This is a genomic window from Psychrobacter sp. WY6 (assembly GCF_018448495.1).
Taxonomy (GTDB): domain Bacteria; phylum Pseudomonadota; class Gammaproteobacteria; order Pseudomonadales; family Moraxellaceae; genus Psychrobacter.
In genome coordinates, this window is sequence record NZ_CP049902.1 from 303,075 (window position 1) to 316,989 (window position 13,915).

At 44.2% G+C, this 13,915-nt stretch carries 12 protein-coding genes and 2 pseudogenes; 7 read left to right on the plus strand and 7 right to left on the minus strand.

Going from position 1 to position 13,915, the window contains the following annotated elements; genetic code table 11:
- Nucleotides 1-43: 43 nt before the first annotated feature.
- The 4 genes from G7Y90_RS01450 to G7Y90_RS01465 form a co-directional block, all read right to left on the minus strand.
- Entirely contained in the window at nt 44-295 is a 252-nt protein-coding gene (locus G7Y90_RS01450) for a BolA family protein (RefSeq protein ID WP_010200621.1), read from the minus strand.
- Nucleotides 296-417: 122 nt separating this feature from the next.
- Nucleotides 418-1,362 (minus strand): alpha/beta hydrolase, encoded by a 945-nt coding sequence (locus tag G7Y90_RS01455; protein ID WP_055125903.1) that lies wholly within the window; start codon nt 1,360-1,362, stop codon nt 418-420.
- A gap of 509 nt (nt 1,363-1,871) precedes the next feature.
- The gene (locus G7Y90_RS01460; protein WP_238049497.1) at nt 1,872-2,711 is read right to left on the minus strand and encodes a BON domain-containing protein; all 840 of its coding nucleotides are present in this window, start codon (nt 2,709-2,711) and stop codon (nt 1,872-1,874) included.
- Nucleotides 2,712-2,927: 216 nt separating this feature from the next.
- Nucleotides 2,928-3,413, minus strand: a complete 486-nt coding sequence (locus G7Y90_RS01465; protein ID WP_201560802.1) for a YraN family protein — start codon at nt 3,411-3,413, stop codon at nt 2,928-2,930.
- Between the two features lie 135 nt (nt 3,414-3,548).
- Here G7Y90_RS01465 and rsmI point away from each other — a divergent pair, with 135 nt between their 5' ends.
- The 3 genes from rsmI to G7Y90_RS01480 all read left to right on the plus strand — a co-directional run bounded on the left by rsmI (nt 3,549) and on the right by G7Y90_RS01480 (nt 5,589).
- Entirely contained in the window at nt 3,549-4,517 is a 969-nt protein-coding gene (gene rsmI / locus G7Y90_RS01470; protein WP_201560803.1) for a 16S rRNA (cytidine(1402)-2'-O)-methyltransferase, read from the plus strand.
- 54 nt (nt 4,518-4,571) lie between these two features.
- Nucleotides 4,572-5,030, plus strand: a complete 459-nt coding sequence (locus tag G7Y90_RS01475; protein ID WP_250163192.1) for an adenosine kinase — start codon at nt 4,572-4,574, stop codon at nt 5,028-5,030.
- A gap of 190 nt (nt 5,031-5,220) precedes the next feature.
- Nucleotides 5,221-5,589, plus strand: a complete 369-nt coding sequence (locus G7Y90_RS01480; protein ID WP_250163193.1) for a PfkB family carbohydrate kinase — start codon at nt 5,221-5,223, stop codon at nt 5,587-5,589.
- A gap of 139 nt (nt 5,590-5,728) precedes the next feature.
- Here the strand turns inward: G7Y90_RS01480 and G7Y90_RS01485 are convergent.
- Together G7Y90_RS01485 and nfuA are read right to left on the minus strand one after the other, a co-directional pair.
- A pseudogene (locus tag G7Y90_RS01485) lies at nt 5,729-7,052 on the minus strand (O-acetylhomoserine aminocarboxypropyltransferase/cysteine synthase family protein).
- A 206-nt stretch (nt 7,053-7,258) separates the two neighbouring features.
- Nucleotides 7,259-7,939 (minus strand): Fe-S biogenesis protein NfuA, encoded by a 681-nt coding sequence (gene nfuA / locus G7Y90_RS01490; protein ID WP_250163194.1) that lies wholly within the window; start codon nt 7,937-7,939, stop codon nt 7,259-7,261.
- Between the two features lie 859 nt (nt 7,940-8,798).
- Between nfuA and G7Y90_RS01495 the strand changes: the two genes are divergently transcribed.
- The 4 genes and pseudogenes from G7Y90_RS01495 to G7Y90_RS01515 all read left to right on the plus strand — a co-directional run bounded on the left by G7Y90_RS01495 (nt 8,799) and on the right by G7Y90_RS01515 (nt 13,368).
- Complete coding sequence (locus G7Y90_RS01495) at nt 8,799-9,779, plus strand: alpha/beta fold hydrolase (protein WP_250163195.1); 981 nt, start codon at nt 8,799-8,801, stop codon at nt 9,777-9,779.
- A gap of 158 nt (nt 9,780-9,937) precedes the next feature.
- Nucleotides 9,938-10,987, plus strand: a complete 1,050-nt coding sequence (locus tag G7Y90_RS01500) for a bifunctional nicotinamide-nucleotide adenylyltransferase/Nudix hydroxylase (protein ID WP_201560805.1) — start codon at nt 9,938-9,940, stop codon at nt 10,985-10,987.
- 133 nt (nt 10,988-11,120) lie between these two features.
- A pseudogene (locus G7Y90_RS18315) lies at nt 11,121-12,521 on the plus strand (nicotinate phosphoribosyltransferase).
- A gap of 4 nt (nt 12,522-12,525) precedes the next feature.
- The gene (locus G7Y90_RS01515) at nt 12,526-13,368 is read left to right on the plus strand and encodes an SGNH/GDSL hydrolase family protein (protein ID WP_250163197.1); all 843 of its coding nucleotides are present in this window, start codon (nt 12,526-12,528) and stop codon (nt 13,366-13,368) included.
- 136 nt (nt 13,369-13,504) lie between these two features.
- Here the strand turns inward: G7Y90_RS01515 and G7Y90_RS01520 are convergent, their stop codons facing one another.
- Nucleotides 13,505-13,786 (minus strand): type B 50S ribosomal protein L31, encoded by a 282-nt coding sequence (locus G7Y90_RS01520; protein ID WP_011281173.1) that lies wholly within the window; start codon nt 13,784-13,786, stop codon nt 13,505-13,507.
- Nucleotides 13,787-13,915: the final 129 nt, after the last annotated feature.

Genomic DNA, 13,915 nt, shown 5'->3' on the forward strand with positions numbered 1-13,915 from the left:
ATATAATAGCCAGTCTAACAAGCCCAATCATATATATAACGGTCTAGCCTTTGGATTGAACGTCCCATTCAGCAGGCGTCAGCGCTTGAATATTGAGCGCATGAATATCGCCACTGGCGATCTTATCATTGACTAATGCATAAATCGCCTGCTGACGTTGCACGGCACGCTTACCTTCAAAACTGGCATCAACCACGCGTACATCAAACTTATTACCTTGATTGGCAGCTTGAATAAAAGCGTCTGGGAAGTGAGTCTGTAAAAATGCAATCAAATCGTCAGCGTTCATGCTCATAGAATATTCTGCCTTAAAGTGTCAGATAGGGTATAGATTTAAAGTGACGACATTATAACAAGAGTTTAAGCATCTTACAGTACTGTCTTACGCAACTGCACCTAACTTCTGATTGCCATCCATTATTTGAGCATTTTATCCAAGTACGTCAGTACTTGCGCGCGTACATCATTGACCCAACGTAGCGGCGGTGCCATCGCACCAATACTGGTCGCATGACTGGCACCTTTTATTTCACCATTTTCTACGGTGACGCCCGCCTCTTGCAACGCTTTGGTCATTTTAATCGTATTGGTCGCGTACACCACTTTGTCTTTTTCGGCAGTCAACAATAAATACGGGGGCTGCTCGCCTTTGATTTGACGGTCTGGCATAACGTCGTCTGGCGTAGCATCAGCAGCAAAGGCGGTGGCGCTATCAAATTTACGGAAGTCATAACTATAAGGACCAGCAATACCCACGACCGCGGTAATATCCTTTGGCTTAATACCATAAGGCGCTAAAAAATCTTCATTGGCGACCGCTGCAACCGCGTTAAATGCACCAGCAGAATGTCCAATTACCGCCAAGCGTTTAGGATCAGCATGTAAGCTCGGAGCATTATTGATACTCCAAGCAATCGCTTGCGCCGTATCTTTGACATAATCAGGGTACACATGCTCAGGCGCTTTACGATAATTAATCACGGCGGTGACATAACCTGCTTGCGCCAAACTCTGACCGACAAAGGCATACTGTTCTTTATTACCACTCTCCCACGAGCCACCGTGGACAAAAACCACCATCGGATAGCTATCATTAATCGCACCATCATTGATAGCGCTTTGGGCTTTCATCGCTTGTGCTAATGGCTTGGGATAATAAATATCCAAATCTTGATCGGGCTCATCACCATAGAGAATGTTTTTGCTGACGCCAACGCCGCCACTAGCAGTAATGCCATTGACGATAGCGAGTGGCGATAGGGCTTGCGCATTCTGGGTGGCTAGCGCAACGCTACCCAGTGCTAAGGCGGCGACACCTGTGAATTTTAGAATGCCTACTTTGCTAGCAGTATTATTAGTCATGCTTTCATTATTTTTTTTGACGGCTTTTATTATATTCTAAGTGCTTGTTTGCATCCTTCATTGCCAGTATCCCTATTATATTTATACATGAGTCAAAAGTAACAGCACTGCGATAGTCCTTTTATAAAATAAGCACTAGGGCGTGTCTTCAATTCACTCAATAGTCATCTAAATGGGCTAAAAATGGATAAATATTGCCAAACATCGTCAAATAGCTGGTTAATATCCCGATATTATCTACGCTATTTTTCTTGTTTGACGGCAATTTATCTCATTTTTATCGCCATTTTTGAAATGAAGACACGCCCTAGTACTGTCTTGTCTATTCTTCGCTTTTTATATCTTACTGGCTGGCTCAGAAGTTCTCGTGTTTTTCCTGTTAACAGTGTTTAGGTTTCTTGTCATTAAACACGGTTTAAACTGACGGGGCAAATAGCTTACGCTACAAGCTATTTAGCCACTGTTTTTTTGTTTTATTAATAAATAACAGCTGTGTTTTAGAACACTTTTTACGGATCTTGATACAGGTCTATATATGGGCTTGATGATGGTTGCTCAACGGTTGTGCCATCTTCGGTCACGACGATAGGAGTCGATGTAGCAACGGACGCTGGCGCTTCAGAATTATTAACGCTAGCAGCAGCTACCCCGTCCACAACGACTGGTACTGAAGCAGGATTTACCAAGTTATTTTCAGACATAATGTCGTCTTTACTTATCTTTACGCCCCTGTCATCAACGACGGTCGTCAGCAGCACCAGCTCAGTCACACCAACGGTGCTATTGGCGATATCGATTAGGTGACTCTGCTGAGTCGGTGTCATACGTCCCATGATATAAACCACACCATCATTGGTCACTGCTTTGATCTGTGAGGCTTTGACGCCATCACTCGCGGCGACTTTTGCCAGCAGTTTTGAGGTGATATAGCCATCATGAACCGTCGAGCTATAGCCTTTAGACGCGCTGACGTTTAGCTCATTATAGACATGACGCACATCTGGCATAGAGCTGACGACTTTTTCGACTTCTAGTTTGATGGCTTCAGTGGGTACTTCACCTGTCAATAACACTTCACTATTAAAGCTATCAATACCCATACGGCTGGTTTGTTGCAGGTCTTCTTTTAACCCATAAACATTGATTTTAACGGTATGTTCGATACTGCGATCCAGTAGTCGCTGCGGAATGGTACGCTCTGTCATCGGCACACCATACGTACCTTCTGTACTATTGGTCAAATAATTGGTGGTACAGCCCGTAGTAACGATGCTGGTCATTAGCATAACGCCTATCGCGGTGCGGCGTGATGAGCCAAAAATAGCAGTGCGCAAATGCATCCGTGTCATGATTTACCTCTTAGAACATGAGTGTGACGATCGTATAAAGTCAATTGATTGAGCCAGTTTTAATCTAATAACATTTGTTTTGACAACTGTTAATTCAGTTAATAACAACTTAGCTACTTTACTTAATTTTTACTATCAGCGGTTAGGTTTTTGGTAACGCTCACTCGATGATAAGTACTTACTACCTTCTAGTTGGGTAGCTTTTGCATCCTAATATCACGTATCTGCTATAAAAGCACCTTTGAGCCATTGTGGTTGATTTGCTATGTTTTGACCACTAGTCTTAATATGAGTACCTACCGTATCATAAGCGATGACATCGAACCGGCAGTCATAATCCTCATACTCAGGATGCTGTTGCAAAAAATATTGCGCCGTTCTAATCACTTTACGTTGTTTGCTTGCCGTCACGCTCAGTGCAGCACCACCAAAACCTGAACGCTGCCGTTGACGCACTTCGATAAATACCAATGTTGACCATGCTGAACCTGTCTCCAGCATAATCAAATCCAGCTCACCCACTTTGGGCTGCTGCCAATTTTGGGCAATCAAAATCAATCCTTGCGATTGTAAAAACTCACACGCCTGCTGCTCAAACAGACTGCCTTGACGCTGCCTTGGTGAAGTGAGGTTCAAAGGTTTATGACTGCACATAAGGTCGATGGGTCTCGTTAACATTTCAGAATTATCATAGCACATCATGCTAAACTAGCCACTTTCGCGTGCAGATGCTGGTATGGTGTTTTATGCTTTGCTTAAGTTCTATTTTTAACCAGTTTTGTCAGTCAGCGCGCCACATTATATTTTAATTCCCGCTTTTAATACTCCGAGGTTTTCATGTCTAGCCCTACCGCGATGCCAGCTTGTCTATATATCGTTGCCACGCCGATTGGCAATATGAGCGATATGACGCCGCATGCCATCGATGTTTTAAAACAAGTCGCCATCATTGCCTGTGAAGACACCCGTACCTCAGGTAAGCTATTGTCGCATTTTGGCATTGATACCAAAGGCAGTAAAGCCGACGACGAAAAAGAGTCAGAAGCTCCTAACACTAAAAATAATACCGATAATAACGTGACAGACGCTGATACCGCGACCAAGCAAAAAGGTCATAACAAGCTTTGGGCATACCATGAGCACAATAGTGCCATTCAAACACCCAAAATTATCGAGATGATCGAGCAAGGACATTCGGTTGCTTTGATAAGTGATGCTGGTACGCCACTCATCAGTGATCCAGGTTATCAACTGGTACAGGCCGCTCATGCCGCAGGCGTTAGAGTCTCTCCTATCATTGGTGCCTCTGCTGCCATTGCTGCACTGTCAGTCGCAGGACTGCCCTCAGACCGCTTTAGCTTTATTGGGTTTTTACCCGCCAAAACCCACGGTCGCCAAAAGCAATTAGCAGCATTAAACTCACGTACCGAAACGCTGATATTTTATGAAGCACCGCACCGTATTATCGCCAGTTTAGAAGACATGGCGACTATATTTGGCGCAGATCGTGAAGTCACTTTTTGCCGTGAATTGACTAAGACCTTTGAGACTGTCCATAAAAGCACTCTTGGGGATTTGGTGGAATTTGTCAAAGCTGATGACAATCAACAGCGCGGTGAGATAGTCGTGGTCGTCGCTGGCGTGAATGTGGTGCAGGATGCGGATGACATCAGTATTCATGATAAATTATTGCAGCGCTTGCTTGAGGACTTATCGGTTAAAAAAGCCGCTGCATTGGGCGCTGATATCACTGGCGTCAAAAAGAATGCGCTATATCAGCGCTTACTTGAGCTACAAGCTGAATAATTTTTGGATATTAATATTAAAGACAGTTATAAAACCATTGAGGAGAAGTGAGCGATGTACAATGTAATGGCGATAGGCAACGCATTGGTTGACCATGAATATGTGCTGTCAGATGCGGCGCTAGAAGAGACTGACTTGACCAAAGGCAATATGACGCTGGCAGGTATCGACGAGCAACAGCAATTGTTGGCGTATTTTAAACTGGCAGAAATTGCACCATCAAAGCAGGCTGGTGGTGGCTCAGCGGCTAATACGATGTATACCTTTGCCAGTTTAGGCGGCAAGCCATTTTATGCCTGCCGCGTTGGTGACGATCAACAAGGCGAGTTTTACCTCAAAGACTTACATGAAGCAGGCGTTGCAACTTCAGAGAAATCTATCCATGCAGGCGGAGTAACGGGTTCATGTGTGGTCGCAGTGACTGAAGATGGCGAGCGCACCATGCAAACTTATCTCGGCACTTCAAGCGAAATCACCGCAGAAAATGTCGATTTTGATGCGCTGACAAGCTGACTGGTTATATATAGAAGGCTACTTGGCCATGACTGAGAGTATTCAGCCTGCCATGACTCAGTTGCGTCATCAAGCAGGGATTCATTCTGCAAAAATTGCCGTAAGTTTGCTGATCCTGCCGTGGTGAAGTTTGCCAAAGACGGTTTACTCAATATGCTGGGCAATAAAGTGGCAGTGATATTCTGTAATAGTGAGGAAGCCAAACTCTTTACGGACAAAAAAACAAGTCAAGGCAGCCGCACGCGCACTGCTTGAGTATTGCCAGACAGCAGTGGTCACTGATGGTGCCAATGGTGCAACAATCGCTCATAAAGCTGATGATAAATCAGAGATTGAGATTTATGAAGTTGCTACACCAATCGTTACTAATGTCATTGATACCAACGGTGCCGGTGATAATTACGCAGGAGCATTTTTATACGCGTTGTCGCAGCACTATAGCTTGCCTGAATGTGGTCGTCTTGCCAGCGAAGTGGCGGCGCAGGTGATTCAACAGTTTGGACCACGATTAGCCTCACAAGATTATAGAGATATTGCGAAGCGTGTACTATCTGCTTAGCTTATAAAAACCTGTCATTGCCGATAATAAAAAAGCCCATATCAATTGATATGGGCTTTTTTATTATTAATCATGAGACAAGTTATTCAGTTCACATTGCTCAGCTCACATGGCTCAGTTCAATAAAAAGCGTTTAACACTAAGCCGAGGCTAATGCTTGCGCAAGATCCGCTTTGATATCTTCGATGTGCTCGATACCAATTGATAGACGTACCATATCAGTGCTTACACCTGCATTTTCGAGCTCTTGCTCATTGAGCTGGCGATGGGTGGTCGTCGCTGGATGACAGGCTAGTGATTTGGCATCACCGATATTGACCAAACGAGTAATCAGCTGCAGCGCATCGATAAAGCGAGCACCAGCTTCCAAGCCACCTTTTACTCCAAAGGTCAAAATAGCAGAAGGCGTGCCTTTCATGTATTTTTTGGCAAGCTCATGCTCAGGATGATCTGGCAAACCCGCATACTTTACCCAAGCAACCTTGTCATGGTCACGCAGATATTCCGCAACGGCTTGCGCGTTCTGTACATGGCGCTCCATACGTAGACTCAATGTCTCCATACCCTGCAAAATACCAAAAGCATGAGGGGCTAAGTGCCGCGCCAGTATTACGCAGCGGTGCACACGAGCACGAGCGATAAAGGCTGCTGCACCGACATCTTTGACAAAGTTCACACCGTGATAACTATGATCTGGCGTGTTCAATAAGGGAAAACGCTCAGGATAGTCGCCCATGCGAATTTACCACTATCGACAATCGCCCCACAATTGAGGTACCTGGTACCTGTACCACTCATATATTTGGTCAATGATGAATCACGATATCCGCACCAAACTCAAAAGGACGACATAACGCAGGCGTGGCAACCGTACTATCAATCACCACTGGCACACCATATTCATGTGCGATATCACTCAGCGCTTGAATATCAACGATGTTACCTAATGGATTACCGATACTTTCTGCAAAGACCATCTTAGTCTTATCATCGATCAAATCACGAATCGCCTCAGGATTTTTGTGATCAAAGAAGCGGACTTCGATACCTTGACGCGGCAATGCATGGGCAAACAAATTATAAGTACCGCCGTACAAGGTCGACACAGCAACGATATTATCGCCCGCTTCACAGATGGTTTGAATCGCATAAGTAATGGCTGCCATGCCAGATGCTACTGCAAGGGCACCGATACCGCCTTCGAGTGCCGCGACGCGTTCCTCCAACACGGCATTGGTCGGGTTCATAATACGGGTATAAATATTGCCTGCAACTTTTAGATCAAACAAATCAGCACCATGCTGAGTGTTATCAAAGGCGTACGAGCTGGTGTGATAAATCGGCACTGCGACCGCTTTGGTCGTTGGCTCAACGCTATAACCGGCGTGAATCGCCAAGGTCTCAAGACGTTGAGGCGTCTCTGATTTTTGGGCTGTTTGCTGGGCTGCTTGTTCGTCACTCATCATATATTCCTTTATTTCGATAAAAGTTATTAATCAATAAATGACTAATCAACAAATTATTAATCAACAATATGTCACTGAAAATTCAGCTAAAAAACAATCTCCCAAATCATAGCAATAAAAAAAGCCAAGTTCATCAAAACTTGGCTTTTTAATTAAAATAACTCTTCAGATATTACTTAACGCTTTGGCTTTTACTGAGATTTCTATTTATAGTAAGCGTTTTCGGTACGGGTATGATCGGTCTCATCAATCACTTGCGTCAACTCTGGTATTTGCTGCTTAAGTTGCACTTCAACGCCTTGACGTAAGGTCATGTCAACGGCTGAACAGCCTTGGCAACCACCACCAAACTTCAATACCGCAGTCAGACCAACGCCTTCTTCATCAATCAATTCAAGCAGCTGTACATCACCGCCGTGAGCGGCCAAACTTGGGTTAATCTCAGACTGCAAGACATAATTAATACGCTCTTCAACACTGGCATCGGCACCAACTTTTGGCACTTTTGAGTTTGGCGCGCGGAAGGTCAGCTGACCACCAAAACGGTCTTTATTATAATCAATCACCGCATCTTCTAAATAAGGAACAGACGCCGCTTCGATAAAGGCAGAAAAACTGTCATACGTAAAACGCAGGTCCGCACTATCCTCTTCGCCCGGTTGGTTATAAGCCATACAGCACTCTGCACGCGGCGTACCTGGATGCTCAACGAAAATACGCACGCCGATACCATCGGTATCCTGCTTGGATAACAAATCTGCTAAGTAGCTTTGGGCTGACTCAGTAATAGTATTGCTTTTTGCTACAGTTTGCTCAGTATCTAGCGCTGATTCATAGTCTGCTGACTGGTCTAGTTGGCTCTCAGCTTGGTTGTGCTCACTCATAATATGTCCTATGCGTTATGACACAAACGCTATATCTGTTATGGCTACTGTGTCGTGAATTTAAAATTAGGTAGCGGGTATAAGTTATGCGGGTTATCAATCATTACGGTCTGTTGTCTTAAAATATTGACTGCCGTTGTTATAACATTTTGCTCAATTTATAGCAGCTATTATAACGTACTCAGCCGACAATTCCGACTGCGCTACTGTGAATTAAACCAAAATGCTCACAAATGACTGCTATCGGTTTTATCAATGCTTTATTAACAATGACGAAATAGACACGACAAATAGCACTTATCTAATGATTGATATATCCCCTACTATATAAAGACAGCAACCGTGATTATCAAGCACCTAGAACACTAACTAACCACCTACTTTCTTCCGAATGCTACGGCATGTCTAACACTGTGTGAGACCATACAACCAAAGCACTTATCATGCTTGCTATTTTCTAGCGCTAGTTTTAGATCTATTTACAAGGTAAAGTGTGTTGTCCTAAATACCTTTTTATAGGTTTACTTATTGATTATTATATTAGGCATTCTTGTTGCCCTTATTATAGTCGTCGCGCTTTTAGTACCGGAGGGTGTTGACTATACCAAAGCTGTAAAAGAAATTATGTCTCGCCATATCAAAATTCATGTAGCGTTGGTATTTTTTCGTAATCCATTACTCCAGTTGATATTCTTTTATATTGACTATAGAGATCGCTTAGATATCGAAGAAAAGAGGATGTTCAAGCGTTATTTTATAACGCAATTTTTTAGCATCTTTATATTTATTACTATAATTTTCATTGTTAAACATTACATTTAAGCTAGCAGAAATTTCATATTTTAGTTGAATCAATCTTATGATGACACAAACACTGAATCTAGTAACGACCAAAGACGACGAACAAGTAGCCGTTTGGAAGATTGTGGATAATACAAAAGGCGAAACAAAGAGCGATACCCCTACCACCAATACACTTGCCATAAAAGCACAAAACATATTTTTGACGCACGGCACGTTTTCCGACAAACAAACCTGTTTGAAAATCGCTGAGTATCTAGCCCGCCTCGGTCATCATTGCTACATCATGGAATGGCGCGGTCATGGCGCAAGCTCAATACCCAAAGAAAAATTCAATTTCGAAACGGTTGCAACCTATGACTATGAAGCGACTTTTCGCTACCTTTTTGAGGATTTAAAACTCGACAATCTACATTGCGTCACCCATAGCGGCGGCGGGGTTGGCTTAACGATGTTTTTGATCCAGCATCCCTGCTATATCGATAAGATTAATAGCGCTAGCATGTTTGCCTGCCAAGCTTATGGCGCTGCAATAAATCCGATAAATCATACTAAAATTCTTATAGCAAAATTATTCACGCGGCTGGTTGGCTATATCCCTGCTAAAAAAATCAAGCTAGGGCCTTTTAATGAAAGCTATCATATGATGAGCCAGTGGTACGACTGGAATCTACAAAAAAACTTTAACAGCAGTTTTCTTAAGCAACGTACATTTAAGACAGCCAGCATGGATACATTCGCCGCTGATGATGCACCTTTAGACTACCGGCAACAGATGCCAAAAATCACGATACCTATCTATGCTATCAGCGCAAAAGGCGACAATTTCATCTCCCCTACTCGTGGTTGTCAGCTATTTTTTGAACCCTTTAAAAACCCTGCCAATATTTTTCGAGAATACTCGCTCAGCCATGGAGATTTGGACGATTATACACACAGCCGCATTATGATCAGTCGTAACGCGCCGCTCACGAAATTTGGCCAACAGTTACCGCGTGGGTTGAGCAGCATGCCCGTTAAAATAGCGGTGCGGTTGTAGCCTAACTACAACATGGTACGGACTATAACCAAAAACCGCACACCTCTAAACATCTTTATACTTGTCAGCGAGTGATAGGCTGTGTCAGTATTGGCGTCATTACTTTTTACTCAATAAATTTTAACCAATGAAATATCCGTAGTAGGAAAGTGGCGTATATGAGCGAATCATCAGAGCAAAGTTCAGCTAAAGACAATAAACACTATCGTTATTTGATTTTTATCGGGCGTTTCCAGCCCTTCCATCGTGGACATAAAGCGGTCATCGACGAAGCATTGAAGCGTGCTGATAATGTCATTATGTTGATCGGCTCTGCTAACTTACCGCGTAGTTTACGCAATCCCTTTAGTGTCGCTGAGCGTGCTGCCATGATTAAAGGCGCATATTCAGCAGCAGAAGCAGCACGTATTCACTGCGTTGCTCTAGATGATGCACTCTACAACGACACACGCTGGCTACAGTACGTGCAAGCAGGCGTGAAGTCTGTTACTGGTGATTTGCAAACTGATATCGGCTTGATTGGTCATTCCAAAGACAGCTCCTCGTATTATTTATCGCTATTCCCCAACTGGGCGTCCGTCTCAGTACCGAGCTATCACAACCTATCCGCTACCCCGATTCGCGATAGCTATCTAATGGGTGCGACCCCGACTCCTGAACGCACGCCTGAGTCGACGCGCAAGGTTCTAAATGATTTCAAAAAGACAGACGAATATCAAAATCTGCACGAAGAAGCCGACTTTATTGATAAATATAAAAGACAGTGGGAATCAGCGCCTTATCCACCAACCTTTATGACAGCAGATGCTCTGATTGTCCAGTCAGGACATATTCTATTGGTTGAGCGCCGCAGCATGCCAGGGCGCGGACTGTGGGCATTACCAGGCGGATTTTTAAATCCAAAAGAGACCTTATTCGATGCCTGTATCCGTGAGCTACGTGAGGAGACTCGCCTAAAAGTCCCTGAGCCAGTATTGCGCGGCTCTTGTCATAGTCAGCATACCTTTGACGATCCCTATCGCTCAGCACGTGGTCGGACGATTACCCAAGCCTTTTATTTTCAACTTAAAAATGACCCAAAAGGCTTGCCAAAAGTAAAAGGCGGCGACGATGCAGCCACGGCTTTTTGGTTACCACTCGCTGAGCTTGACGCTACCATGATGTTTGAAGACCATTATGCAATTATTACTAAAATGGTCGGTTTGTAGGATTTTATCAGGCGATTATCCGATTTTTCATTAACACTTTTCCACGCCCAAGCTGATAGACAGCAAGGGCTAACCGCCGTAACTGTTCTTTCATTAACGCAGCTACGGCATCTCAAAGCAGAGGAGTTCTGTGATGTATACCAGCAATTTAAACAATTTAATTCTAAATAGCGACAGCTACAAAACCTCACATTGGGTGCAATACCCAAAAGGTAGTGAGTATCTGTCCAGCTACATTGAGGCGCGTAAAGGTGACTACGATGTGGTGTTCTTTGGCTTGCAAGCCTTTATTAAAGAATATCTAAGCACGCCAATCACTCATCAAGACATTGATGAAGCCGAAATGGTCATTCAAGCACATGGTTTGACCTTTAACCGTGCTGGCTGGGAGCGTTTGGTTGATAAACATGGTGGTTATTTACCACTGCGTATCGAAGCCATACCTGAGGGTAGCATCGTACCCGTTTCCAACGTCGTCTGCCAAGTTATCAACACCGATCCTGAATTTTATTGGCTGCCAAGCTATATCGAAACGGCGCTACTCCGTGCCATTTGGTATCCATCAACCGTCGCTAGTGTCTCGCATTATTGCAAAGGCATTATTCGTCAGGCGTTAGAAAAATCAGCAGACAATACCGAATCACTCACTCACTTTTCGTTTGCATGATTTCGGCTCGCGCGGAGCATCTAGTCAAGAGTCTGTCGCGCTCGGCAGCTTAGCGCATTTGGTGAACTTTGCTGGTACCGATTCGATGACAGCGTTGGTGGCTGCCAGCCGCTGGTATCACATGCATAAAGACATGCCCGCGTTTTCTATTCCTGCCGCTGAGCATAGCACCATGACCGCGTGGGGTCGTGATGGCGAAACCGCTGCTTTTGCCAATATGATTGAGCAGTTTGGCGGCGTAGGTAAAAGCTTCTCAGTGGTCTCTGACAGCTACGACTTATGGAACGCCATCGATAATATCTGGGGCGGCAGCTTAAAAATGATGTGAAAAATATGGGCGGGACTTTGGTTATCCGACCCGATAGTGGTGAGCCTGCCAAAGTGGTTCGCGAAGCCTTAGAGCGCTTGGCAGTAAAATTTGGAACAACGATTAATAGTAAAGGCTATAAAGTGCTGCCTGATTATGTACGTGTCATCCAAGGGGATGGCATCAGCCCACAAAGCTTAACTAAGATCATTGAGGTGATCATGAAAGCAGGCTTTAGCGCAGAGAATGTGACCTTTGGTATGGGCGGTGGTCTATTACAGCAAGTCAACCGCGACACCATGAGCTGGGCGATGAAAGCCAGCGCTATCTCTATCGATGGCACATGGACAGATATCTATAAAGACCCAATTACCAGCCGCTCAAAACGCTCAAAGAAGGGACGTTTGGCGCTGGTCAAAAACAGCAATGGACAGTTAAAAACCATCAAGGCTGAAGACCTATCTGCAGACGCAGATAACCTACTGCGTGATATTTATGTCGATGGTAAATTATTAATTGAAGACAATCTCACCACTATTCGGGAGCGTGCAGGATGGTAGCAATATGATAAATAGCAATAAAATCGCCTCGGTGGCAAGAGATGTACTGCTTGCTCCTATTTATCTTTATCAAGGGCGCAAAATTAAGCATGATACGGTACGTCTACCTGAGCCAAGTGGTGAAAGGCACGGGCAAGTTCAATTAAATGACGCGATTGAGTCGCCAAAAGATGCGCACAAGCGAACATTAAACCTAATGGTTGTTGGCGATTCGGCGGCGGCTGGCGTCGGTAGTGAGACGCAGCAAGAAGCGCTTGTCGGTAACTTAATTCCTGTTTTGACGCAGCAGTCTGCTATCCAAAATCAGTTTGATATACTGAACTGGTCATTGCAAGCGACGACGGGGCATACCAGCTTTGATATCTTGCGTAGGCTTTATGTTCTACCCGCGCCTAGCCAGCCTGTTGATGTGATGGTGCTGAGTGTCGGCGTTAACGACACCACCTCTAAAGTCTCGGTGGATAAATGGCAACAGCAAATTGAAAATATCATTGCTATCGCTCAGCGTAAATTTGGCGTGCGAGAGTTGATTTTTTTAAGCCTGCCGCCGATGGCACAAATGCCTGCGATACCTGCCCCGCTAAGTAACTTTGTGGGTGCTAAAGCCTCTATCCTTGATAAGATATTGCAGCAAGTTTGCGCCGCTCATGATAGTGTCACCTACATGGCCACTGACTTTCCACGAATGATAGCAGAGCATTCGAACGGTACTCCAATCGATATCAAAGTGATGTTTGCCAGTGACGGTTTTCATCCTAGCAGCCTCATGTATGGCTATTGGGCGCAGCAATTGTCAGAGTTGATTATAGAGTTACTGAACCCTTCCGATGCTGAGTTGACTGATTAAAAACCATTGAGGCGTTACTTCTAAAAATTTAAAAAAAAACCGCTGAATAGTCAGCGGTTCTTTATGTTCTTAATACTATAGCTGTGCATGTTTGAGAAAACACATGCTCAAAATAATATCACGCAATACGTGTGAATTATTCTGCAGCGTCAGTATCAGCAGCTTTCTTACGGCCACCAAATGCACCAAAGCGTTTGTTGAAGCTAGCAACACGGCCTTCAGTAGAAGTTTTGCGTTGTTCGCCAGTATAGAATGGATGCGACGCACTTGAGATATCAAGTGGGTAGTATGGATATTCTGACCCTTCGTATTCACGAGTGGTTTTGGTTTTAACGGTTGAACGAGTCAAGAAAAACACGTCAGCGTTAGTGTCATGGAATAAAACTTCTTGGTAATTAGGATGGATATCTTTACGCATAATAAACTCTCTATGTCCGATGTATGTATAGCACTCTTGAACACCATCTTAGACGATGTGTCAAACAAGTCATGACATACGTAACTGAGGCACTAAGGGACATTGATAAGTATGGCAGCTGCGTCACTG

What these genes read in the sequence shown, in the direction of transcription:
- G7Y90_RS01465 (WP_201560802.1), bottom strand. Translation starts at nt 3,413, where the DNA reads ATGATGTGCTATGATAATTCTGAAATGTTAACGAGACCCATCGACCTT.
- G7Y90_RS01475 (WP_250163192.1), top strand. Translation starts at nt 4,572, where the DNA reads ATGTACAATGTAATGGCGATAGGCAACGCATTGGTTGACCATGAATAT.
- G7Y90_RS01460 (WP_238049497.1), bottom strand. Translation starts at nt 2,711, where the DNA reads ATGACACGGATGCATTTGCGCACTGCTATTTTTGGCTCATCACGCCGC.
- G7Y90_RS01450 (WP_010200621.1), bottom strand. Translation starts at nt 295, where the DNA reads ATGAGCATGAACGCTGACGATTTGATTGCATTTTTACAGACTCACTTC.
- G7Y90_RS01515 (WP_250163197.1), top strand. Translation starts at nt 12,526, where the DNA reads ATGATAAATAGCAATAAAATCGCCTCGGTGGCAAGAGATGTACTGCTT.
- nfuA (WP_250163194.1), bottom strand. Translation starts at nt 7,939, where the DNA reads ATGAGTGAGCACAACCAAGCTGAGAGCCAACTAGACCAGTCAGCAGAC.
- G7Y90_RS01495 (WP_250163195.1), top strand. Translation starts at nt 8,799, where the DNA reads ATGATGACACAAACACTGAATCTAGTAACGACCAAAGACGACGAACAA.
- G7Y90_RS01455 (WP_055125903.1), bottom strand. Translation starts at nt 1,362, where the DNA reads ATGACTAATAATACTGCTAGCAAAGTAGGCATTCTAAAATTCACAGGT.
- rsmI (WP_201560803.1), top strand. Translation starts at nt 3,549, where the DNA reads ATGTCTAGCCCTACCGCGATGCCAGCTTGTCTATATATCGTTGCCACG.
- G7Y90_RS01520 (WP_011281173.1), bottom strand. Translation starts at nt 13,786, where the DNA reads ATGCGTAAAGATATCCATCCTAATTACCAAGAAGTTTTATTCCATGAC.
- G7Y90_RS01500 (WP_201560805.1), top strand. Translation starts at nt 9,938, where the DNA reads ATGAGCGAATCATCAGAGCAAAGTTCAGCTAAAGACAATAAACACTAT.